Here is a 23,659-nt window from a genome sequence, read left to right as displayed (position 1 = left end):
GTCGGGAAGCGATCGACAGCGTCAGCGCCGAAATCGACTTTTTGGAACCGGGGGAACCGGCCGCCATTCTCTTTACGGGACATCGGGGCTGCGGCAAAAGCACCGAACTCAAGCGCATTCAGCGGCGGTGGGAGTTGGAGTACGAGGTCATCTACATCAAGGCGACGGATGAACTCGACATCAACGACACCGACTACAAAGACCTGTATCTGGTCATCATTAAGTATGTGACCGAGGCGGTGCAGTCGTGGGGGCTGAAGCTCGACCCGCAACTGGTGCAAGAGTTTGAGAACTGGTTTAAGGAAATCACGGGGGAAACCCAGGAAACGCTGGAAAAATCCGTCAGCCTCAGCGGCGAAGCGTCAGCGGGGCAGCCGTTTCCCTTTGTGTTTACCCTGATGGTGAAGCTGCTGTCGCAGATTCGCGGCTCGGAAGCTTACAAGAAGACCATTCGCGAAGACTTGCAGCAGGGCTTCTCGCGCTTGCAAGAAAACACCAACCACCTGCTGCAAGATGCCTACGCCAAGCTGCGAGAAAAACGCCCCAATTGCAAAGGCTTTTTAATCATTCTCGACAACCTGGATCGGGTGCCGCCCCAAGTCGGCGAGCATCTGTTTATCAAATATGCCGACCAATTGCGAGAGCTCCACTGCACGGTGATCTACACGGTGCCCATTTCGGTGATTTATTCGGGGCAGAACTACAGCAACCGCTTTGGCAATCTCAAGCTCATGCCGATGGTGAATGTGTATCGGCTGGAGCGCGATCATCCCCACCTGACTTACGACCCTGACCAGGTAGCCGAGATGGCACAGATGATCGAACAGCGCATTGATGTTGATCAGGTGTTTGACTCACCGGACTTGGTGCGTAAGCTGGTAGAACTGAGCGGCGGCCATGTCCGGCAACTGATGCAGCTCGCTCGCATTGCCTGCCTGACGGCGAAAACGAGAGGTCACGACAAGATTATGGCGGCGGATGTGGAGTACGCTGCGAATGAAGAACGCAGCAACTTTGAGCGGTTTATCCCAGCGGCCCATTACCCGGTGCTGGCAGAAATTTGCCGCACCCAAGCATCGCCCCGTGAGCCGGAAAAGCAGGCTATGCTGCAATCAATGCTGTTTAACATCACGGTGCTGGAATACTTCACGGGTAACCAGTGGGTGTATGTCAATCCTTTAGTCAAGCAGATCAATGCCTTCCAAGCCGCCCTCGGAATCTGAGCCAGCATTGGCCCCCCCTGACGAGTTGACGCCGACCGCGCTCGACCCGGTAGAAGAGTTCGTCAGCCTTAATGCTGAAGCCATTGCCAAGCTGGCGACCTTCATTGACTTTGCGGAAGGATTCACCATTGGGTTTGTGGAGATTAACTTTTTGGTGGATCTGGAGATTTTGATCCAGCAGTTAAAAACCCATCCCAACTGCGAAGGCACTCAATTTATTGAGCTAGAATTCAGCGATCCCCATCTGCGATTTTTGAAGGATGTGTTGCTGGAACAACTGGCAGCGGTGCCCCTGAAGCCGGATCAAAAGCCAATTTTGTGGATTAAAGGTCTGGAATATTCGATTGGCATGTCAGGGGAGTATCCGCCCATGCTGGTGGACCTGAACTTTGTGCGGGATGCCTACACTGATCAGGTGCCCTATCCGGTGCTGTTTTGCCTGCCGGACTACGCGATCAACCGCATGATCAAGTTTGCCCCCGACTTTTGGAGCTGGAAATCGGGTCTATTTCGCTTCCAGACTCGCTCCTCGACCCAGCAGCAGGCGGCAGACAACACCCTCTTCTCTGACCGCATCCGTGGCAGCTTGCAGCTTGCTGACTGGCAAGAACGCATCGACCAGCTAGAGCGACTGGCGATGGAGTATCGCCCTTCTAGCGATCCGAGTCGTGAGGAGTTGGCGAATTGGTGTCGAGTATTAATGGAATTGGGGATTGCCTATCGGGGGCAGGGCGAGGTAGCACAAGCGGAGTACCACCTGCGACGGGCCCTTGAAGTAGCCGCTGGCGTTGAAACCCTGCAACGTCAGCAGGGGCTGCTGCTGCACGAACTCGGCTGGATTTGTAACAATACGGGTCGGGTTCAGGAAGCCGAAACCCTCTATAAAAAGTCTATCGAGATTAAAGAAACACTTGGCGACGATGGCAACAAAGCCGCCACCCTGCATCAACTGGGCATCCTCAAAGCCAAACAGGGAGATATTGACGCCGCGATCGCCCTCTACCAGCAGTCCCTCGATATCACAGAAAAAATCGGCGATGCGCAGGGCCAAGCCGCCACCCTGCATGAACTCGGCAACCTCAAAGCCGACCAGGGCGAGACTGAGGCGGCGATCGCCCTCTACCAGCAGTCCCTCGATATCCAAGAACAAATCGGCAACGTGCAGGGCCAAGCCGCCACCCTGCATCAACTCGGCAACCTCAAAGCCGACCAGGGCGAGATTGAGGACGCGATCGCCCTCTACCAGCAGTCCCTCGACATCACAGAAAAAATCGGCAATGTGCAGACCCAAGCCGCCACCCTGCATCAATTGGGCATCCTCAAAGCCAACCAGGGGGAGATTGAGGACGCGATCGCCCTCTACCAGCAGTCCCTCGACATCGAAGAACAAATCGGCAACGTGCAGGGCCAAGCCGCCACCCTGCATTGCCTGGGCATCCTCAAAGCCAACCAGGGCGAGATTGATGAGGCGATACAGCTATTTGAGGAGTCGGTCAGAATTAAGCGCCAGATTGGACACTTGCCCGGTCTGCCCCCCACGCTGAGTTCGCTGGCATTCATCGCCGAACGGCAGGGCGACATCGCCACTGCCAAGACGTATCTGCAAGAGGCGTTGGCGATCGCCCAGCGGGTGGGTTCCCCCGATGCAGCCCTGTACCAGTCGCGGTTAGCGCAGTTGTCGCCCCCCACCGAGCTGGCATAAGTCGTGCGACAACCCGAGACCTCCGGCTTCTTCAAGAAGCCGGAGGTCTGGTGGGTCAAATGTAATCAAACGATCCGCCACGGGGGCCGATTATCTGGCACGATCGCGGTCTTGGCAACATTTCAGGTTTTCCCTCTATGCCTTCCCCTTCCTCCGTCCATCCCCTAGAACCCTTGACCGCCGCTGAAATTCACACCGCTGTCGCCCTCGTGCGGGCCGAACAGCAAGCCCAGGGACTGCTGCCCGCACAGCGCTGGCGGTTTCCGGTGGTGACCCTGCAAGAGCCGCCCAAAGCCGTCGTGCAGGCGTATCAACCAGGGGACGCCGTGCCCCGCGAGGCCTTTCTCGTGCTGCTGGATAACCAGACCGGGCAAGTGTACGAAGCCACGGCCTCCCTCACCGACCACACCATCACCCGCTGGCAGCACCTACCCGACGTGCAGCCCAACATCATGGCCGACGAGCTAGAGGAATGCGAGGCCGCCGTCCACGCCCATCCCGATTTTCTCGCGGCCTGCCAGCGCCGGGGGCTAGACCCCGCCACAGTGGTGGTCGATCCCTGGGCGATCGGGCATTTTGGCTTGGCCGACGAGGTGGGCCAGCGGCTCTCCCGCTGTCTGTGCTACGTGCGATCGACCCCCGACAGCAACTTCTATTCCCGCCCCATTGATGGCCTGGTGCCCGTGGTGGATCTAAACACCATGACCGTCGTCCGCATTGAAGATGTGGGGGCAGTGCCCGTGCCGCCGGAAGCGGGGGAATATGCGCGGGAGTTTTACAAAGACGAGTTTCGCCAAGATCTGAAGCCCCTCAGCATCACCCAGCCCGACGGCCCCAGCTTTACCGTCGAGGGCCACCTGATTCGCTGGCAGCGCTGGCAGATCCGCATCGGCTTCACCCCCCGCGAAGGGCTGGTGCTGCATCAGGTCGGCTACGAAGACGCAGGCCGCTTGCGCCCCATTCTCTATCGCGCCTCGATGGCGGAAATGGTGGTGCCCTACGGCGACCCGCGCCCTCAACACTTCCGCAAAAACGCCTTTGACCTGGGGGAGCACGGGGTCGGCATGCTCGCCAACTCCCTCACCAACGGCTGCGACTGCTTTGGCGAAATCCGCTACTTCGACGCGGTGCTCACCGACAGCCGGGGCCAGGTCGCCATCACCGAAAACGCCGTCTGCCTCCACGAAGAGGACTTCGGCATTCTGTGGAAGCACACCGACTGGCGACGGGATCATGTGGATGTGCGGCGATCGCGGCGGCTGGTGCTGTCCTTTGTCGCCACGGTGGACAACTACGAATACGGCTTTTACTGGTACTTCTATCAAGACGGCACCATTCAGTACGAGATCAAATTGACGGGCATTTTGCTGGCGGCGGCCCTGGCGGACGAACCCCGCTACGGCACCCTGGTGGCTCCCGAAGTCAACGCCCTCAACCACCAGCACTTCTTTGCCATGCGCCTGGACTTAGATGTGGATGGCACTGAAAATAGCGTCTACGAAGTGAACAGCGAAGCCGTGCCCCTGGGGCCGGAAAATCCCTACGGCAACGGCTGGTATGGCGTCTCGACCCTGCTGGAGACCGAACAGGCGGCGCAGCGACTGATCGATCCGCTAGTGGGGCGCTACTGGAAGGTGGTGAACCCCCATGTGCAAAACCGCCTGGGCCAGCCCGTGGGGTTCAAGCTCATCCCCGGCGAAAACGTGCTGCCCTTTGCCCATCCCGAAGCGCCCATCGTCAAGCGGGCGGGTTTTATCACCCGACACCTCTGGGTGACGCCCTATCATCCTGACGAAAACTTTCCCGCTGGGCCGTATCCCAACCAGCATCCCGGCGGTGAGGGGTTGCCGAAGTGGACGCAGGGCGATCGCCCCGTCGACAACACCGACGTGGTGGTGTGGTACGTGTTTGGTCACCACCACATTCCCCGCCCCGAAGACTGGCCCGTGATGCCCGTGGCCTATAGCGGTTTCACCCTGAAGCCCCTGGGCTTTTTTGACCAAAACCCGGCGCTGGATGTGCCGCCTTCGCCGCCTAAACAGGCGTGTCATTAGCGTTCGCTGAACATTAGGGTGCGTTGCTTCGCGTAGGCAAAGCCGCGCTGCTTGCGCTACGCACCCTACAGAATCTTGTCGAGGCCGTAAATGAGGGACTTGAGGGGCATGACGCGCCGCACCGCGAGGAGCACCCCCGGCATATAGCAGGCGCGATCGCTGGTATCATGCCGCAGCGTGTAGAGCTGCCCCGGTGCGCCAAAGAGCACTTCCTGGTGGGCAATCAGCCCCGGCAACCGCACACTGTGGATGCGAATGCCATCGTCAGTGCGGCTGCCGCGTGCGCCGGTCATTTTTTCCGATTCTGCCACCTGGGCGGGATTAAAGGCTTTGTCGGGCGCGGACAACATTTGCGCCGTCTGGATGGCGGTGCCGCTGGGGGCGTCGGCTTTTTGGTTGTGGTGCAGTTCGATAATTTCGACATGCTCAAAATACTGCGCCGCCTGCTGCGCCGCCTGCTGCATCAACACCACCCCGATCGAAAAGTTGGGGATGATTAAACAGCCGATGCTGGCTTTTTCGGCAAACTCGGCCAGCTCTTTGATTTGCTTCGCCGATAGGCCCGTGGTGCCGACGACGGGACGCACCCCGTACGCGATCGCGGCCCGCACTGAGTTGTAAATGGTGTCGGGGTGGGTGAAGTCGATCATGACCGCCAGCCCTTCACTCTGGGCCTGCACCAGCGCCGCTTCGAGATCTGGCGTCACGGGAATTTCCACCGGGCCACACCCGGCGATTTCACCAATGTCTTCGCCGATGACGGCGGGATTTTTGTCAATGGCGGCCACCAGGGTCATATCTTCGGCGGCGGCGATCGCCTTGATCACTTCGCGCCCCATCTTGCCGCAGGCACCGTTGACGACGACGGGAATGGTTGATTGTGCTGCCATGAATCTGCTTCTAAACGGTCAACAGGATGAGTTTAGAGCAATTTGGGGGACAGGGTGAGGGGGTGGCAGGGTGGCAGGGTGAGGGGGTGGCAGGGTGAGGGGTAGTTGGGGGATGGGTGGGGGGTAGTTGGGGGATGGGTGGGGGGTTAGCGACACAGGGCTGTTCCGAGCTTCGCTTCACAAGCGCTTTTTTCGGCGGCACTGAGGTCGGCCATGGCCACGTCGCGGCGCAGCACCATGCCGTTGTGTCCGGTCAAATAGCGGGGCAGTTGGCCGTATTCAATCCGCTCTAAGGTCTGAATGTCGTAGGTGGTGTAGCGAATCAGTTCGCCCGCTGCCGCGTCATAGTCCACATCGAGCACGGTGACGGCTTTCCACTTGGGCAAGTCGCTGTCGATGAGGGCGCGCGGCCCGGAGCCGATAATCCCCATGTGGAGGAGCTGCAAATTGCCCCGATGGCCGGGGTAGTAGGCGTGGTGATGGCCGCTGATGTAGGTATGCACGTCGTATTTTTCCAGCATGGCCCGCAACTGGTCAGCGTTGGCCATCACTTCACCGGGGGTGTTGCGCCCCTCAGCCACGGCATAGAGGGGCAAATGGCTGACCAAAATCCGTAGGCGAGCGCTCTGGGCGGCTTCGCTAGCGAGGCTCTGCTCGACCCAAGCCAGCTTGTCAGCGGGAATCTGGTGGGTCGATCCATCCCAAGCCATCAAGAAGGCGTCGCCCTGACGAAAGGTGTAGAAAAAGGGATAGTCGGTGCGATCGATAAATTCCACGCCGGGATCATGTTCCGGCGTTTGCCAGTAGGCAGTGGCTAAATCGCGCTCTTGCTGAAAGCTAAACTGGCCGTTTGCCCCCCGGGCTCCGGAGGCGTCGTGGTTGCCAATGGTGAAGCCAAAGGGAATGCCAGCGACATCCAACGGGGCGCGAACGTGGTCATCAAAGGCGGCCCACATCGCCTGAATTTGCGCGGTCGTCAGTGAGGGGGATTGCCCCGCCACCATGTCGCCTCCCGCCACCACTAAATCCGGTTGCCAGAAGGGGAGGAGCGCGATCGCTTTATCCACATCGGGGTCGTAATCGGTAGAGCCGTAGGCTCCGTTTAGATCGCTAATGGCGACGATGCGCAGGTCGCCCCGCTCTGGCTGAAACGGCGCTTGGTCGAGGCTAGCGAGGAGTGTCTGAGTGGCGGCAGGGAGTTCGGCGGGTGCCGTGATCTGGTCGGCGTCAGCCGCTGAATCAACCACCTCGGTTGCGGCAGTTTCTGTCGGCGTCCCGGTGGTCACTGTCGGCGCAGGACCTTGCATCGCGGCGTGGGCATAGGCGAACACAATGCCGCTCAGCAGTCCCAGGATAATCAAGAGCCCTAACCGTTTCCAATTCATTGCCCCTCATCGCTTATGAACAGCTCTACGGCCCATACTCTACCCCAGATTTAGGGACTGGCGAGCACATGACATTCCGGTTGAGAGTAGTGGATGGGTAGTTGGGTAAGTGGGTGACTGGGTAAGCGTTGGTGCTTTGATTGCGGGTGTGCCCCTGGAGGACGAGGGGCGATCGCGGAACAGCTAGGGGACGGTTCCCTGGCGAATCACCAAACTTTACTCAGGATCAGCGCGAGGGAACCGTCCCCTGGGTGCGGCCGATGTTTTAGGGCAAATCTGGAAAAAGCGACGAGGATATTGGCGGGAAATCTCGGAAAAGCAGTCCAGGATACAAAACTATCGCAGTCTTTTATCAATCCTTAATTTGAACTAGATCGAGACTGTGGTGCCGTGCAGGCTCCGTAGCGGCGATCGCCGTCCTCACCGCCTACCATATCCACACCGCCTTAGCTTAATTCGCTGACTCAGACGGCCACACTCAATCCCCCATTCCTTGTGAGGAGAACACTCCATGACTCAACGCCGATTTTCCCGAATCTCTCGTCGCCAAATGGTGCGCGGCTTGATGGCGACCACCGCTTTTGGCATGGTCACTAAGTTCGGCACGGCCTGTAGCCCCCCTCCTGCTGAGGGAGATGCCGCCACTGACGATGCGGCCGCTGGTGACGCGGGCGGCGAAGATTTAGTCGTCGGGTTCATCTACGTTGGCCCCAAAGATGACTTTGGCTACAACCAAGCCCATGCTGAAGGGGCCGCCGCGATGTTGGCTAATGTGCCCGGTATCACCCTGGTCGAAGAAGCCAGCGTGCCCGAAACGTCTGCCGTGGCCGAAACCATGCGCAGCATGATCGAAATCGATGGCGCGAAGGTGTTGTTCCCGACGTCCTTTGGCTACTTTGATCCCTACATTTTGGAACTGGCCGAAGAGTTTCCTGAAGTGCAGTTCTTCCATGCGGGTGGCTTGTATCAAGACGGCGTTCACCCCGACAATGTGGGCAGCTACTTCGGTTACATTGACGAAGCGCAATATGTCGCGGGGGTCGTCGCCGGCCACATGAGCCAGTCTGGCAAACTCGGGTTTGTCGCGGCCAAGCCCATTCCCCAAGTGCTGCGCAACATTAACGCCTTTACCCTCGGGGCCAAGTCCGTCAACCCAGCCATCACCACCCAGGTGATCTTTACCGGCGACTGGGCGGAACCTGTCAAGGAAGCCGAAGCGACCAACAGCATGGCGGATCAGGGCATCGACGTGGTGACTTGCCATGTTGATAGTCCCAAAGTCGTGATGGAAACTGCCGAACGACGAGGCATCTATTCCAGTGGGTACCATGCCAACCAAGGCCCGCTAGCGCCCGAAGGCTACCTCACCGGAGCCGAGTGGGACTGGTCAAGCATCTACACCCAGCTGGGTGAGCAGTTCAAGGCTGGGGATACCCTGATGGCAGGCGATATTCCCCACATTCTGCGGGGCGGCCTGGCGGGCAAGTTTTGTAAGCTTTCGCCCTATGGTCCGGCGGTCACGGAGGAGGCCAGCGCCGCTGGCGATGCTGCTCGGGAGCAGCTCATCTCTGGAGAACTGGTCATTTACAAGGGCGAATTGAAAGACAATAATGGCAGCGTTATTCTGACTAGCGATCAAGAGTACAAGCAGGACAACATCGAACTGGAGAAGATGGATTACCTGATCGAAGGGGTCGAGGGCAGCATTGACGGCTAAGGTGTCGCCGCCTTCACAGTGCGCTAAACGCTGACTATTTACAACCATAAAAGCGCCGGGAGCGATCGCTCCCGGCGCTTTCTATTTCAGATGAATGGGGCGCTTAAGTGCTTGGGCGGGACTACATCATGCCCATGCCGCCCATACCACCCATACCACCCATGCCGCCCATGCCGCCCATACCACCCATGCCGCCCATGCCAGGGTCACCACCAGCGGGGGCGGGGGGTTCAGGCTTCTCAACCACCAGGACTTCAGTGGTCAACACCATGCCCGCAATCGACGCCGCGTCTTGTAGGGCAGAACGCACCACCTTGGCGGGGTCGATGATACCGCTCGCGATCAGGTCTTCGAACTCACCAGTCAGGGCGTTGTAGCCCATGTTGAAGTCGAGTTCGCGGACTTTCTCAACAATGACGGAACCTTCGCCACCCGAGTTATCCACAATTTGACGCAGGGGCGATTCCAGCGCTTTGATCACGATGTCAACGCCGATTTTTTCCTCTGGCACCGTGAGGGAAGCCTTCAGGGTTTCCAGCTGACCCGCCAAGTGCAACAGGGTAGCGCCGCCACCCGGCACGATGCCTTCGTCCACAGCGGCCTTAGTAGCACTGAGAGCATCTTCGATGCGCAGCTTGCGGTCTTTTAGTTCGGTCTCAGTTGCTGCGCCCACTTTGATGACGGCAACGCCCCCAGCCAGCTTAGCCAGCCGCTCAGAGAGCTTTTCTTTGTCGTAATCAGAGTCGGTGCGCTCCAATTCCTGACGGATTTGGGCGACCCGCGCCTGCACATCGGCCTCGTTGCCAGCATCCGAAACCAGAGTCGTGGTGTCTTTGGTAATGCTGACTTTGCGGGCAACCCCCAACATCTCCAGCGTGGCCCCTTCCAGACTTAGACCGATGTCCTCAGAGATGACTTGCCCACCCGTGAGTACGGCGATATCTTGCAGCATGGCCTTACGGCGATCGCCAAAGCTCGGCGCTTTGACGGCAGCCACGTTCAGCACGCCGCGAGCTTTATTGACCACCAACGTGGCCAGCGCCTCGCCTTCAATGTCTTCCGCAATGATCAGCAGCGGCGCTCCCGCCTGGGCGATGCGTTCTAGCACGCCAACCAGATCCTGAATGGAGCTGATTTTTTTGTCGGTGATGAGAATGCGCGCCCCTTCTAATTCAGTGACCATCCGCTCTTGGTCGGTCACAAAGTAGGGGGACATGTAGCCGCGATCGAACTGCATCCCTTCGACCACTTCCAATTCCGTGAAGAGGGATTTGGACTCTTCAACGGTGATGACGCCATCTTTCGTCACCTTTTCCATGGCGGCAGAAATCATTTCACCGACTTCTTCATCACTGCCCGCAGACACCGCCGCCACCTGTGAAATGGCGTTGCCAGTCACGGGCTGAGCTGCCTTCTCAATACCGGCGACCACTTCAGCAACGGCTTTGTCGATACCGCGACGCAGGCTGACCGGATTGCTGCCAGCGGCAACGTTCTTCAATCCTTCGCGGATAATGGCCTGGGCCAACACTGTTGCCGTGGTGGTGCCGTCACCCGCCAAATCCTTGGTTTTAGAGGCGACTTCCTGAATCAGGCGAGCGCCGGTATTTTCGTAAGGATTTTCCAGATCAATTTCTTTGGCGATCGTGATGCCGTCATTCACGATCTGCGGTGCGCCAAATTTCTTTTCCAGTACTACGTTGCGACCCTTTGGCCCTAGGGTGATCTTGACCGCATCGGCCAGGGCGTTCACTCCTTTTTCCAGGGCTTGCCGCGACGCTTCATCAAATATGACTAATTTCGCCATGTCCCACTCTATTCTCTCTGCAAATGAAACATTAGCACTCAATTGTGTCGAGTGCTAACCAGCATAGAATAGCCCGTGGTCGACATCTCTATAAGTCGCAATAACCGACCATTGGGGGAGTGGGGGGGTGAATGAGTGTGAGGGTCGGGCGTGGTGGATGGAGTCGGTGAAGTGGGTGAGGTAAGGGGGGGAGTGAGGTGAGGTGGGGACATGCCCCTCGACTCAATGTCGCTTTGGGATTTAGCGATCTCACTTCCGCACCCACTTACCCCCTCACCGATCCATTGCCGGGATTTGATCGGGCTGCTGGCGATCGCTACTTCAGGTTACTGAGCACTTGGCGGGCAGCGGCGATCGTCTTCTCAATATCCTCGTCAGTATGAGCCAGGGACATAAAGCCTGCTTCGTACTGAGATGGAGCCAGATAAACGCCTGCCTCTAACATGCCGCGATGGAAGCGGCTGAACTTCTCGGTGTCAGCACCTTTGGCGTCGTCAAAGCTGTGGACATCCTTATCCGTGAAGAACATGCCGAACATGGCGCTGATGTTGCCGCCGGTGGCGGCGTGGCCGGTTTCATGGGCGGCTGCAAGCAGGCCAGTAATGAGCTTATGGGTCATGGTTTCGAGCTGCTCGTAGGTGCCGGGGCGCTGCAAGATTTCGAGGGTCTTGATGCCAGCGGTCATGGCGAGCGGATTACCCGACAGGGTGCCCGCCTGGTAAACCGGGCCAGCGGGGGCAATCATTTCCATGATGTCGCGGCGGCCACCATAGGCCCCAACGGGTAAGCCACCACCGATGATTTTGCCCAGGGTCGTCAGGTCAGGGGTGACGCCAAATTTTTCCTGAGCGCCGCCGTAGGCAATCCGGAAACCCGTCATGACTTCGTCAAACACGAGCAGGGCGTCGTGTTCCCGGGTAAGTTCGCGCAGCCCTTCGAGGAAGCCCGCATCAGGGGTGACGAAGCCGGAGTTCCCCACCACAGGTTCCAGAATGACGCCGGAGATTTCGCCGGGATTGTCTTCAAACAGCTTTTTGACGGCTTCCAGATCGTTGTAAGGGGCGGTGAGGGTGCTCTGGGTGGCGGCTTTGGGCACGCCAGGGGAGTCCGGTAATCCCAGAGTGGCGACGCCCGATCCAGCTTTCACCAAAAACATGTCGGCGTGGCCGTGGTAATTGCCTTCAAACTTGATGATTTTGTCGCGGCCGGTGAAAGCTCGCATGAGCCGCAGGACGGCCATGCAGGCTTCGGTGCCGGAGTTCACAAAGCGCACCATCTCAATGCTGGGAACGGCGTTGATTACCATCTCTGCCAGTACGTTTTCGAGATAGCAGGGAGCGCCAAAGCTGGTGCCTTTTTCGAGGGCGGCAGACAGGGCTTGCAGCACTTCGGGATGGGCGTGACCGCAGATGGCGGGTCCCCAGGTGCCGACGTAGTCGATGTATTGGTTGTTATCGACATCCCAGATGTAGGCACCTTTGACGCGATCGAAGACGATGGGCTGACCACCGACCGATTTGAAGGCGCGAACCGGAGAACTGACGCCACCGGGCATGAGGTGTTGAGCAGCGCTAAAAATTTCTGCTGATTTGCTGGTTTTGAGTGGGGCTGTACTGACCAAAGTGTTTTCCTCTTAAGTACCTGGCTAAAGTCGTGTGAGCGGGGCGATCGCCCGCTGTATGACCTGTTCTAATAAAGTTGCTGTTTATTATCCTATCGATCGCGTTGCCTGGATTTCCGCCATGTCAAGAAGTATTAAGGACTCGGTGCCCGTTGGTGATCAGCCCACCGCCGAGATCGCGTTAAGACGGTTGGCTTTGCTGGGCCGCCCGCGCATTGCGTCGCCACATCGCGGGTTTAATGCGCCGCAGGGCCGAGGCCGGAAAGCGACGATTCCAGTCGGCTTCACTGAGGTTCGCCAGTTCGGCGAGGTTCGGCGCGACGTTGTCAGGGTAAGGCTGAAAGTCTTCCATGTCAGTGGGTTGGGCAAACCGTTGATTCCAGGGACAAACGTCTTGGCAAATATCGCAACCGGCCACCCAACCGTGTAGGTTTTGCGCAATTTCCGGCGGCAGGGTGGGATCGCGATTTTCGATGGTGTGGTAAGCGATGCAGCGATTAGCATCGACGACAAATGGGGCGGCGATCGCCCCCGTGGGGCAGGCGTCTAAACAGCGGGTGCAGGTACCGCAGTGTTCGGTATGGGGCGGGTCAGCAGGCAACTCCAAGTTGGTGAGAATTTCGCCCAAGAAGACCCAGGAGCCATAGTCGCGGGTGATGACGTTGCCGTTTTTGGCGAGCCAGCCGATCCCCGCCTGCTGCGCCCAAAATTTGTCGGAAACCGGCCCGGTGTCCACATAAAAGCGGGTTTGAATGTCGGGGTGGTGCGATCGCAGCCATTCCGATAAAGTCTTCAACTTCTTTTGCATCACGCGGTGATAGTCACGCCCCCAGCCATAGCGCGAGATTTTGCCGGACTGGGGATCGTCGGAGTGCGGCTGTGGCGTGTAGTAGTTCAGCGCGACGCAGATGAGCGATCGCGCCCCTGGCATCACTTGTTGAATGTCTTGGCGCTTGGGATTGTTCATCCAAGCCATATCGGCCTGATAGCCCTGGTGCAGCCAACTTTGCAGGGCGGTGTTAGCGGCGATCGCGGCAGTTTGACTGTGATCAACCTGGGCAATGCCGACGTGATGAAAGCCAACTTGACGCGCTTGTTGACGGATCACATCGGGATCAATATTTGGTAACTCTAATTTGTGCTCACCCACCGCCAAGCATCACCGTAAAGCCTTGCCCTAAGAATAGCGACTCGCGTGAGGAATGGTCGCCCATGGGAGCTGGCTAACGCTGCACCGCCAGATTGCTCAAGATGATCGTGACGGCATGACGGCTAACGAAAGATTGCCTTCCCCTCGGGTTGGGGACGACTATCGTGAGAACCGAGCCATCTCTAAAGTGAGTAACCGCTTGGCACTAGATTTGCCAGCATGAGGCTTTGCTCTGCTGCGTCGGTCACCCAATTAGTCTCGACTCGATAGGTGCCCTCGACTTGTTTGGCCAAGCTCACAAGCCGCTTCAGCATGGCGCGATCGCGCACAACACCCTGTAGGATGACGACTCGACCTCGCTGGCTGACCGTCAAGCGCTCCAGTTCTGACGACACAAAATGTTGCTCAAACAAAGCCTCGACGCGCTTTTGCAAGCCGTGGTAATCATACTCGCCCTGTAAACCAACCCGCTCAGGGGGAGGTGTTTGAAACCAGCTAGGAAAAGCCTGCGCCCATGCAAATGGTAAAGGACTCGCCTGCTCAAGTGCCTCGGCACAAGCACCTTGTGTTTGTTGATAGATACCCATTCCCTGCTCCCCGGCGATCGCCAATACGACTTAATCCTGCCTAACCCGCGAGAGAACCTGCGTAAATATCCTGAATACTTGGTATCTAGGATACACTTTTGCCGCCAGACTCTCGGGTCATCCCTTTACAAAAAACTGGAATAAGTTAACCAAAACTTTACATATATAAATGTAACCCACACCACCAACAGGGGTGATCATCGAAACTGCTGTTAGCCGCGACTTTTATCGGCAGCGCCCAGCGGTAAGGGTGCGACCGACCACAGCCGAGCGACCACTTAGGCGGCGATCTCGGAAATTAGCACGACGGCATGGGCCGCGATGCCCTCTTCCCGTCCGGTGGGGCCGAGTTTTTCATTCGTGGTGGCTTTCACCCCCACTTGGTCAGGGGCTAAACTCAACGCCTCAGCTAAGGTGCGGCGCATGTCAGCGATATGGGGCTTTAATTTGGGGCGTTCAGCAATCACGACACTGTCAATGTTGACGATCGCCCAACCGCGATCGCGCACCATTTGATAAACCTGATCGAGCAATTTCAGACTATCGGCACCCGCCCATTGGGGGTCACTGGGGGGAAAGTAGGTACCGATATCGCCCAAGCTCAATGCGCCTAACAACGCATCAGTGATGGCGTGGGTCAACACATCGGCATCGCTGTGGCCGAGCAGTCCCATGGCGTGGGGAATCTTGACTCCCCCCAAGATTAAGGGCCGCCCTTCTACTAAACGATGGATGTCGTAGCCGTTGCCGATCCGTATTTTCATGAGTTGATGGTAGCAAATTTGCAAGGGATGCCTAGGTATTGCTCAGCACATTTGACTAGATGTTGGCGCAATGAGTTGTGGATAGTGTCCTAGAAGAAAATCTGGATGAGTTAATTTACCGGGACTCTGCCGATGGCTGCTGAGCTTGCCAGGTGGCGTATAGATCAGGACGCCGCTGGCGAGTGCGATCAATTTGCTGGCGGTGTCGCCAGGCCGCGATCGCGGCGTGATTGCCCGACCGCAACACATCTGGCACGGCCCACCCCCGAAACTCGGCTGGACGGGTGTATTGGGGATAATCCAGTAGGTCGGCTTCAAAGCTTTCGAACTTGAGCGAATCGGCCTTGCCCACCGTTCCTGGGCGCAACCGCACGACCCCGTTAATCAGCGTCAAAGCCGGGATTTCGCCACAGGTGAGGACGAAATCGCCGAGGGAAACCTCGCGATCGACCAAATGCAACACCCGCTCATCGACCCCTTCGTAATGACCGCAGATCAACACAATTTGATCTAGTTCTGTATTGAGTTGCCGAAACAAGGGCTGAGTCATCGTTTCACCCTGGGGAGTCAGCAAAATGACCTCCCGCCGAGGCTGCACCGGCAGTGACTCGACGGCGGCGAAAATGGGCTCTGGCTTCATCAACATGCCGACGCCGCCACCATAGGGCTCGTCGTCGACTTTGTGATGCTTGTCAGTAGTAAAATCGCGGGGATTCACCAGGTTGACGCTGGCGATGCCCCGGTCAATGGCCTTGCCCAGTAGCCCCGACTGCAACGGCGACGCAAAAAAGTCGGGAAACAGGGTGACGACATCAAACCTGAGCGGAGACTCCGAGTTCATAACACAACTGCGTGGGGAAATTGGCCGCTCCCGCCCACAGATGGACGACCGAGGCGCGATGCTCACTGTACCGCAAACTTTTTGGTTTTGGTTAACCAGGCGTGAACGGCTAGTCAACGGCTAAAGCCGTTGATCGGCGACTGGGGACAGCGCCTTATTCTGCTGGGTTGAGCAAAGCCAAGTCTTGTAATTGATTCAGTACAAAGGTGCGCTTGGTGGCTGCGCCGATCGCTTCGGCGATCGCCAGCGCCTCGTCATAGGCGGCCTGTGCCCGAGGATAATCTTTGCGCAAGGCGTAATAGCGACCAAGACCGATATACATCCCCAGCTGCTGCTCTGGCGGTGCTAGCTCAGGTGTGATCCCTGTCCGTTCTGCCATATAAGTTTGCAGAGTCTCGATGTCTTCGCGGTCGGCATAGATGCCAACGAGACCGTCAAGGGCAATCAGCAAGGTGGGGATGTGGTTTTCGGCGAGGGCGGTTTCGCGGGCGGTCAAATAAGTCGATAATGCCAGCGTCTCGTTATTCAGTTCTCGATAGATGGCCCCGAGGCTGTTGTGAGAGTTGGCGAGCCCAATGCGATCGCCGCTTTGTTCCCGATAGAGAATCGCTAGCCAATAGTAGTCGCGGGCGCGCTCAAGGTCACCACCGAGGCGGGCGGCCAGCGCCAAGTTGCTGTAGGTCAGCCCGCGGGCGGCAGGGTCGGGCAGGGTCTCGGCAATCTCTAAGGCGGCGATCATGGCAGCGGTGCCCCGCTCCAGTTGGCCGTTCTGCAAATACACCATGCCCAAATTGTTGAGCGCATTCATCTGCATGACGCGGTTATCTTCAGCTCGTGCCAAGGTGAGTTGCTGTTGAATCACCCTTTCCGCATCGGCAAAGCGGTTTTCGATCAGCAGCGTTTTAGTGAGCAATTCCATCAATCGCTGCATTGCTGCTTGGTCGCCGAGGGTGCTGTAAATGTCGAGCGCTGCCTGCCAGGCCACGATCGCTTCGTCTACGCGCCCTCTAGCCAGTTCACGATCAGCTAACTCGATCAACTGTTCGGCGGTTTGGCGAGCTTGATGACGCTCAGCCTCATGACGGCGCATGTTGAGTTGTTGCTCAATCGGCAATGATTGCGCCAGGGCGGGCCGGGTGGTCGCGGTTTCTGCGATCACCCCTCCAACCAACAAAAGACTGACACCAAGCACACGAGACGCCAAAGCGGCCATCATCACCTCCACCTCAGGAACGAGACTCACTAATCGGTTTTTCTGGCATGGGGACGGACGCCACCATGTCGGGCAGCAATGAATCCGAAGCCTCGGCGGGCAACGCCCCTAAATAAATAGTGCGAATATCTTCGGGCAGAGCTGCTTCCAAATTTTGCCCGGCTTGCTTCAGACGCACAGAAACTTCGGTGGGCATCATGCGTTCGCCCTCAGCTTGCAAATAGGCCGCAATGCGCGTATCACTCCAGCGAAAGGTTTGCGCCATCACTAAGATGAGCCGTTCCAGCGGATCGAGCCGATCTAAAGACCGTTCCACGTAGCACCATAGCGGTGGCGAAGCTTGATTCAGCGAATAGTGGATCTCTTCCACTTCAGGCAGGGCAGCTTGATTGATGCACAGCGCCGTCACGTTAATCAGCCAGCTTTGCAACGAGAGCGATCGCCCTTGCCCGGTTTCGCCAGCTACAGTCGCTTCGGCGGCATCCAAATCCAGACCGCTCAGCTCGTTTAAAATATGTCGCCACGTCAGCGCAAACAAATACTCAGCTTGCACGGGCGATCGGGCTGAATGCGTAATCAAACTAAAAACCACCGGACTGTAGCGACAAAAAATCGCCGTAAAATAACGACCCGCCTCTGGTTCGGCCTTAAACCGTTGTAGCAACTCGCGATCGCTCAGATGCCCAAGTTGTTGGATGATGGCGTGATTACATTCAGGGAAGCTGGGAATTTGCACGATTTGTGAGTCACCGAAAACAGGGCCGTCAACAAATTGCTCTTACTATAACGAGGTTTTTTCGACTGATACCCCTTTTTTAAGAAAATAGACCTCAGGCAGACGGCGATCGTTGTCTATTGCCGACTTTGATCGCCGTCAGACCCACTGCCGCGAAATACCTATTTAAGAGGGTTGGCTAAACTGACTCAACGGCCCCAAGTCAGTCTCAACAGAGCAGCCTAAATGACTTGATAAACTCAATGAAGTTCTGGCAAAGTCGAAAAAACTCCGGTGAAACCTGCAGCCCTCCAAGGAAGACTAGGGATGTACCGGAGCCAAAGACCTCGCTATATTAGTGACTAAATATTTTAATGAGTACTTTCAACGTGGTTTGGCAAAGTTGGTTCGCATTACCTCTGGGTTTGGGGCTACCCGTCGATATTTTATCGACGCAGGGCATCATGGTGCTGCTGTTGGTGGGCTACGCCGGAGCCATGTGGATGTTTCTGAGCAGTGCTCCCAAGGTCTACACCATTATGGTGTCGGATCTTGAAATGGCCCGAAGATTTTATGAGGGCATGTTGCAGCTACAAACGGCAGATGTGCCACTGCACTACTACTACAACTATGAGCAAACCTTGGGAGCCGGAGCCATTGATCCGATGCTAACGTCGGGCGTTACGACGGCGGCGCAACCCTACAATCAGCCCGACGGGCTATGGTATCAGCTCAAGAAAAATACCCAGCTACACGTCATTAGCGGCGCTAGCCGCGGCCACCGCGATCGCCAGCGCCATGTGTGCTTTGACCACGATTGTCTTGAGCAAATTCTCATGCGAGTGCAAACCCGTGGCGTTCGCCACAAGATTCGTCGGGATGCCCCGTTGAACTTTTTGGTAAAAGACTACCAGGGTGAAGTCATCGAAATGGCTGAAGTCGCCAATTAATCCTCCTAATCGTCGGGTGACTCAAATCGAGGCAACCGCCGGCATGACTGGCAGCTCTAGGCCGGGATTGTTAGCGAGATCCCCGGCTCAGGCTGTTAGCGGCACGAGCAGCATCTGTTTCCGAATCAAGGCTTTCCTGGATCTCGTGTTCCAAAACACAAAGCCGCAAAAAAGTACCGATCCCCCCTTGCAAATAGGGACTTCCCACCTCACACTGAAAGGTGTTAATCCACGGTCAGTTGAGCGCAATTAGAGGTTCCTGGTGAAAAGAGTTTTATCAATCATCCTTGGTGGGGGTGCCGGTACTCGCCTCTATCCACTGACTAAATTTCGAGCTAAGCCAGCGGTCTCGCTAGCCGGTAAATATCGTCTAATTGATATCCCAGTCAGTAATTGCATCAACTCTGAAATTCATAAGATTTACGTTTTAACTCAGTTCAACTCTGCCTCATTGAATCGCCATCTGTCGCGAACGTATCAATTTTCTCAATTTTCTGAAGGGTTTGTGGAAGTGCTGGCGGCCCAGCAAACTCCGGAAAGCCCAAGTTGGTTCCAAGGTACCGCTGATGCCGTGCGTAAGTATCTTTGGATGCTTGAGGCTTGGGATGTTGATGAGTTTCTGATCTTGTCTGGGGATCATCTTTACCGGATGGATTACTCCCTCTTTGTGGAGCGTCATCGTAGTACCAACGCTGATGTCACTCTGTCTGTCGTGCCTGTGACCGAGAAAGCTGCGACTAGCTTTGGCTTGATGAAAATTGATGCCACGGGCCGCGTTGTAGATTTTTATGAGAAGCCCAAAGGCGATGCCCTCAAGCAGATGCAGGTCGATACTTCAACCTTGGGTCTGACCCCTGAGCAAGCGAAGGAAAAGCCCTACATCGCTTCTATGGGCATTTACGTCTTTAAGAAACAGGTGTTAATCGATCTACTGCGTAAAAATCTTGACCAAACGGATTTTGGGAAGGAAATTATTCCCAATTCCGCTCAAGACTACAATGTTCAGGCCTATTTGTTTGATGGCTACTGGGAAGATATTGGGACGATTGAAGCGTTCTACGAATCTAACTTGGCGCTGACCCAGCAGCCCCAACCCGCGTTTAGCTTCTATCACGAAGACGCCCCCATCTATACGAGATCGCGCTACCTTCCCCCCAGTAAGCTACTCGACGCCCACGTGACGCAGTCGATTATTGGTGACGGCTGTATTCTCAAAAAATGTCGGGTGAGCCATTCCGTCATTGGTTTGCGCCAGCGGGTGCATCAAGACTGCGTTATTGAGGATGCGTTGCTGATGGGGGCCGACTATTACGAGCCCATGTCGGAAAGCAGTCAACATTTGACTCGGGGCAAGATTCCCATGGGCATTGGCGAAGGCTCCACTGTGCGCAAGGCGATTATTGATAAAAATGCCCGCATTGGTCGCAATGTCCAGATCGTGAATAAAGAAGGCATTGAAGAAGCGGAGCGCGAGGATCTAGGCTTCTACATCCGCAGCGGCATCGTCGTCATTCTCAAAAATGCTGTGATCCCGGACGGCATGGTTATTTAAGTTTGCTGTGTTGCAGAGGTGCGATTGCCATCGGCACGATCGCAAATTACTAATCCCTTCTTAAGTCACGTTATTATTTGCAGCCCGACGGAGGCTGGATCTTTCGATCGGGAGATCATCCAGCGATGGCGTTCATAGAATGCCCCCATCCATGGGGGTCGATTAACGGGGCTGGGGGATGTAGAGCTTTGCTCTTCCCGAAGGGGGGGCGGATCGGTATCGCGACTTATGCCGTTGAGTCCTAGACCGAAAATCTCAACGGAGTTCGTGTTGCGTGGGGGCGATTCACCTCCGGTGAGGCTGCGCCAAGGCGCAACAGCGTCGAATTTCCACTTCGGCTATGCGGTCTCTTCCTGGGAGTACAGGTATTGCTGAAAGCCCAGGAAGACTTCGCGGATTGATCCCGCGTTGCCTAATGCTGCGGTCGCCTCCCGGATGCCGTGGTATTTCAGTTCCAGTAATTGCCGCATCTTCTCCTCGCCGAGTTCGCTGACGCCAACGGTGATGTATTGATCGAGCACGAAGGTGAGGAACTCTTGCTGGGGGCTGGCGTACTGGGCGAAGATGCGGCCCTTGCGGGTGGAGACGCGATCGCGTCTACTGATCGGCTCGGTCGTGTAGGCAATGTAGGCGAGCACATCGTAAAGGTCGCTGTTTTCGGCGTCGATCAGGCGGCTAATTTCGGTGAGTTGCTCGTCGCCATAGCCGCGTTCGGCCAGTCCTTCCAGGAGGGCCTTGCGGGTGTGGGGTTGGCTCCAGAGCTGGCGCAGTTCGGCTTCGTCTTGGAACAGGTCGGGGATGTCGCCAAAGAGCTTTTCGACAAACTCGGCAGCGGCGATGGGTTTACCTTCGGGACTCCAGAAACTGGTTTGGAGGGTGTTCTGAAGGGTACGCTCTTTGCCGTCGGCGAGCTTGATGACGATTTTTTGGGGCCGGCGCGGGGTGGGCTCGTCGTCGGAGCCAGCGGTGTCGGGATCGGCCGTGTATTCACCTGGGGCTTCACGAGGACCACGGGGATTGACCGGCACGGGCTCCTGGGGTTCGCCGTCCCATTCGGGGTCGTTGAAGTGCTCGTAGGCTTTTACGAAGTCGTAGATGGTGAAGTAGTCTTTGCCGTCAAAGGGGCGGGTGCCGCGTCCGACGATTTGCTTGAACTCAATGATGGTGCCGATCACCCGCAGCAGCACGATGTTGCGGACGTTGCGGGCATCGACGCCGGTGGAGAGCTTTTGGGAGGTGGTGAGGATGGTGGGGATAGTTTTCTCGTTGTCTTGAAAGGTGCGGAGGTGCTGTTCGCCGAGGCTGCCGTCGTCAGCGGTGACGCGAACGCAGTAGTCGGGGTCGGTACTGATTTTGAACTGGTTGATCAAGTTACGGACGGCTAGGGCGTGGGCCTGGGTGGCGCAAAATACCAGGGTCTTTTCGCTCTGGTTGATCATCTCCATCACGAGCTGCACCCGGTAGCGTTCGCGGGCCTCAATTTCGATGATGCGGTTGAAGTCGGATTCGGTGTAGGTGCGATCGCCCTCCACTTCCCCAGCCACCACGTCATCGTCGGGACTGTAGAGGTATTCGTCGAGGGTGGTTTCGATCTGCCGCACTTTGAAGGGGGTGAGAAAGCCGTCGTTGATGCCGTCTTTGAGGGCGTAGGTGTAGACGGGCTCGCCAAAGTAGGCGTAGGTATCGGCGTTGTTTTCGCGTTTGGGGGTGGCGGTGAGGCCGAGCTGCACTGCTGGCGCGAAGTATTCCAGAATGGCGCGCCAGGTGCTTTCGTCTTTAGCGCCGCCCCGGTGGCATTCGTCGATGATGATGAAGTCGAAGAAGTCGGGGGGATAGTCGAGGAAATTTTGGTCTCCATTTCCGTTAGCCCTGAGCTGTGAGCTTGTCGAACAGTCGAAGGGCGGCTGGACTTTCTCCTCTGTTGAGGCTTCGACAGGCTCAGCCCGAACGGTGCTGGTGCTGCTCTCGGCCATGAAGGTCTGGAAGATGGTGAAGAAGACGCTGCCGTTTTTGGGCACGCGGCCTTTTTTCGCGATCTCGCTGGGTTCAATGCGTACCAGGGCGTCGTCGGGAAAGGCAGCGAAATCTCGCAAAGCTTGAGAAGCCAAGATGTTGCGATCGCACAAAAACAGAATGCGCGGTCGGCGACTGGGTTCGCGGCTGAGGTTCCAGCGGCTGTGGAAGAGTTTCCACGCTATTTGGAAGGCGACACAGGTTTTGCCCGTGCCGGTGGCCATGGTGAGCAGGATGCGGTTTCGTCCTGCACCAACAGCTTCGAGAACATGCTGAATGGCGTTGTGCTGGTAGTAGCGGGCTTCCCAGGTGCCGCTGCGGTCTTCAAAGGGGATGTCGGCGAAGCGATCGCGCCACGCATTCTTTTCGCTGTAGGTGGCGTCCCACAGGTCGTCGGGGGTGGGGTACTGGGGGATGGTGCCTTCGGCCCCGGTACGCATGTCGATTTGGTAAAGGCCGATGCCGTTGGTGGAGTAGGCGAAGCGGGTTTCCAGCTTTTGGGCGTAGTTTTTGGCCTGACCGACGCCTGCGGTAACGGGGGCGTCGCGCTTTTTGGCTTCAATGACGGCGAGTTTGTGGTCGCGATACGTCAATACATAATCGGCATATTCAGCTGCGGCGCGGCGGCCATTGCCGACGAGGCGACCGGGGGCGATGACTTCGCGGCGAATGCGGCTACCCGCGACGATGCCCCAGCCAGCGGCGCGGAGAGCGGGGTCAATGAGTTCGGCGCGGGTTTCGGCTTCGTTCATGGAGCAATGGACAGTGGAGAATGGATAGATGCCAGCGATCGCACGTCGCTATTCGGCTCTGTGGGAGCATATCTGAGTTCATTCTTCCCATTGCTCGGCATTATCTCCAGGGGCAGAAGATTAATTAGTGGAGACTTCATGCATTCTCTACAGTGCAGAATCATTATCTGTTTGCTGGGTCTGCTTGTTCTGGGCGATCGCATCTTCAATCTCATCATTCCCTACATCAACCTGGACAGTAGGAGATTCAATCAGATCGATGCCGTCCCACATGGCAGAGAGTGGTAGGACTTGCCCGGTTAAGGCCTCATGTAATCCCTGTCGGATACCTTCGATCGCTTCCTCAGTCGGTGTTTCATACGGTTCGGGTTGATTCACTGCTGTCATCATAGAATCGCTTTGATGGGGTTACTCGTAATCAGGGATGACCTGAATTAAGCCTGTATGGAAGGCTTTGTCAGTCGTCAGTACTGGCAGATTTTCGAGTTCGGCTTGGGCCATGATCATGCGATCAAAGGGGTCGCGGTGGTTAATGGGTAAGCTGCCAGCCCGCAGGGCATGGGCAGTGGTGATGGCAAGGGGTACATCCCACTTTTGCAAATTCGCTCGCAGGGTTGCCCTCATCCCCCAGCCCCTTCTCCCAAAAAGGGCTACTAAGTACACACAAGTCATGTTGTAGTAGGATGCTGCCAGAAAACATGGGGTCATCGAGATGGAGAATCC

The 23,659-nt window shown here is 56.9% G+C and carries 19 protein-coding genes; 6 read left to right on the top strand and 13 right to left on the bottom strand.

Annotation, left to right across the window (positions count from 1 at the left end; translation table 11 throughout):
- The 3 genes from JUK32_RS12620 to JUK32_RS12610 form a co-directional block, all read left to right on the top strand.
- A partial coding sequence (locus tag JUK32_RS12620) for an AAA family ATPase (RefSeq protein WP_204139212.1) occupies nucleotides 1-1,223 on the top strand: 1,223 nt, incomplete at its 5' end.
- Complete coding sequence (locus JUK32_RS12615; RefSeq protein ID WP_204139211.1) at nucleotides 1,195-2,925, top strand: tetratricopeptide repeat protein; 1,731 nt, start codon at nucleotides 1,195-1,197, stop codon at nucleotides 2,923-2,925. The genes JUK32_RS12620 and JUK32_RS12615, both read left to right, overlap by 29 nt.
- A 137-nt stretch (nucleotides 2,926-3,062) precedes the next feature.
- Nucleotides 3,063-4,979, top strand: a complete 1,917-nt coding sequence (locus tag JUK32_RS12610) for a primary-amine oxidase (RefSeq protein ID WP_204139210.1) — start codon at nucleotides 3,063-3,065, stop codon at nucleotides 4,977-4,979.
- A gap of 65 nt (nucleotides 4,980-5,044) precedes the next feature.
- Here JUK32_RS12610 and dapB read toward each other — a convergent pair whose 3' ends face one another.
- Together dapB and JUK32_RS12600 are read right to left on the bottom strand one after the other, a co-directional pair.
- Nucleotides 5,045-5,869 (bottom strand): 4-hydroxy-tetrahydrodipicolinate reductase, encoded by an 825-nt coding sequence (dapB, locus tag JUK32_RS12605; protein ID WP_204139209.1) that lies wholly within the window; start codon nucleotides 5,867-5,869, stop codon nucleotides 5,045-5,047.
- Between the two features lie 146 nt (nucleotides 5,870-6,015).
- The gene (locus JUK32_RS12600; protein WP_204139208.1) at nucleotides 6,016-7,254 is read right to left on the bottom strand and encodes a metallophosphoesterase; all 1,239 of its coding nucleotides are present in this window, start codon (nucleotides 7,252-7,254) and stop codon (nucleotides 6,016-6,018) included.
- 511 nt (nucleotides 7,255-7,765) lie between these two features.
- Between JUK32_RS12600 and JUK32_RS12595 the strand changes: the two genes are divergently transcribed.
- Nucleotides 7,766-8,971, top strand: a complete 1,206-nt coding sequence (locus tag JUK32_RS12595; RefSeq protein ID WP_204139207.1) for a BMP family ABC transporter substrate-binding protein — start codon at nucleotides 7,766-7,768, stop codon at nucleotides 8,969-8,971.
- Nucleotides 8,972-9,092: 121 nt separating this feature from the next.
- On the opposite strand, the gene groL is transcribed toward JUK32_RS12595, so the two are convergent.
- The 8 genes from groL to JUK32_RS12555 form a co-directional block, all read right to left on the bottom strand.
- On the bottom strand, nucleotides 9,093-10,778 hold the full coding sequence (gene groL / locus JUK32_RS12590) for a chaperonin GroEL (RefSeq protein ID WP_204139206.1): 1,686 nt from the start codon (nucleotides 10,776-10,778) through the stop codon (nucleotides 9,093-9,095).
- Nucleotides 10,779-11,094: 316 nt separating this feature from the next.
- Nucleotides 11,095-12,399 carry a glutamate-1-semialdehyde 2,1-aminomutase gene (gene hemL, locus JUK32_RS12585; RefSeq protein WP_204139205.1) on the bottom strand — a complete coding sequence of 435 codons (1,305 nt, stop codon included), beginning with the start codon at nucleotides 12,397-12,399 and terminating at the stop codon, nucleotides 11,095-11,097.
- Nucleotides 12,400-12,580: 181 nt separating this feature from the next.
- Nucleotides 12,581-13,549: a tRNA epoxyqueuosine(34) reductase QueG gene (gene queG / locus JUK32_RS12580; protein WP_309224539.1), complete on the bottom strand. Its 969-nt coding sequence runs from the start codon at nucleotides 13,547-13,549 to the stop codon at nucleotides 12,581-12,583.
- A gap of 182 nt (nucleotides 13,550-13,731) precedes the next feature.
- Complete coding sequence (locus tag JUK32_RS12575; protein WP_204139204.1) at nucleotides 13,732-14,136, bottom strand: phospholipid-binding protein; 405 nt, start codon at nucleotides 14,134-14,136, stop codon at nucleotides 13,732-13,734.
- Between the two features lie 278 nt (nucleotides 14,137-14,414).
- Nucleotides 14,415-14,900, bottom strand: coding sequence for a 2-C-methyl-D-erythritol 2,4-cyclodiphosphate synthase (gene ispF, locus JUK32_RS12570; RefSeq protein WP_204139203.1), 486 nt, complete (start codon nucleotides 14,898-14,900; stop codon nucleotides 14,415-14,417).
- Nucleotides 14,901-15,015: 115 nt separating this feature from the next.
- Nucleotides 15,016-15,741, bottom strand: a complete 726-nt coding sequence (gene trmD / locus JUK32_RS12565; protein ID WP_204139202.1) for a tRNA (guanosine(37)-N1)-methyltransferase TrmD — start codon at nucleotides 15,739-15,741, stop codon at nucleotides 15,016-15,018.
- 154 nt (nucleotides 15,742-15,895) lie between these two features.
- Nucleotides 15,896-16,984: a lipopolysaccharide assembly protein LapB gene (locus JUK32_RS28460; RefSeq protein WP_204139201.1), complete on the bottom strand. Its 1,089-nt coding sequence runs from the start codon at nucleotides 16,982-16,984 to the stop codon at nucleotides 15,896-15,898.
- A complete protein-coding gene (locus tag JUK32_RS12555; protein WP_204139200.1) occupies nucleotides 16,968-17,690 on the bottom strand; it encodes a sigma-70 family RNA polymerase sigma factor in 723 nt (240 codons plus the stop codon). The genes JUK32_RS28460 and JUK32_RS12555 overlap by 17 nt, the downstream gene beginning before the upstream one ends.
- A 353-nt stretch (nucleotides 17,691-18,043) precedes the next feature.
- Between JUK32_RS12555 and JUK32_RS12550 the strand changes: the two genes are divergently transcribed.
- On the top strand, nucleotides 18,044-18,619 hold the full coding sequence (locus JUK32_RS12550; protein WP_204139199.1) for a glyoxalase-like domain protein: 576 nt from the start codon (nucleotides 18,044-18,046) through the stop codon (nucleotides 18,617-18,619).
- A gap of 262 nt (nucleotides 18,620-18,881) precedes the next feature.
- Entirely contained in the window at nucleotides 18,882-20,171 is a 1,290-nt protein-coding gene (locus JUK32_RS12545) for a glucose-1-phosphate adenylyltransferase (RefSeq protein WP_204139198.1), read from the top strand.
- 338 nt (nucleotides 20,172-20,509) lie between these two features.
- Here the strand turns inward: JUK32_RS12545 and hsdR are convergent, their stop codons facing one another.
- The 3 genes from hsdR to JUK32_RS12530 form a co-directional block, all read right to left on the bottom strand.
- The gene (hsdR, locus tag JUK32_RS12540) at nucleotides 20,510-22,936 is read right to left on the bottom strand and encodes an EcoAI/FtnUII family type I restriction enzme subunit R (RefSeq protein WP_204139197.1); all 2,427 of its coding nucleotides are present in this window, start codon (nucleotides 22,934-22,936) and stop codon (nucleotides 20,510-20,512) included.
- A gap of 147 nt (nucleotides 22,937-23,083) precedes the next feature.
- Nucleotides 23,084-23,326, bottom strand: coding sequence for a hypothetical protein (locus tag JUK32_RS12535; protein ID WP_204139196.1), 243 nt, complete (start codon nucleotides 23,324-23,326; stop codon nucleotides 23,084-23,086).
- An 18-nt stretch (nucleotides 23,327-23,344) separates the two neighbouring features.
- Nucleotides 23,345-23,659 (bottom strand): PIN domain-containing protein (locus tag JUK32_RS12530; protein WP_204139195.1); only part of this gene is annotated, 315 nt, incomplete at its 5' end.

The organism is Halomicronema sp. CCY15110 (genome assembly GCF_016888165.1).
Classification (GTDB): Bacteria; Cyanobacteriota; Cyanobacteriia; order Phormidesmidales; family Phormidesmidaceae; genus Halomicronema.
Note: the sequence above shows the minus strand (reverse complement) of the source record. Positions and strands in the feature narration are given on the sequence as shown.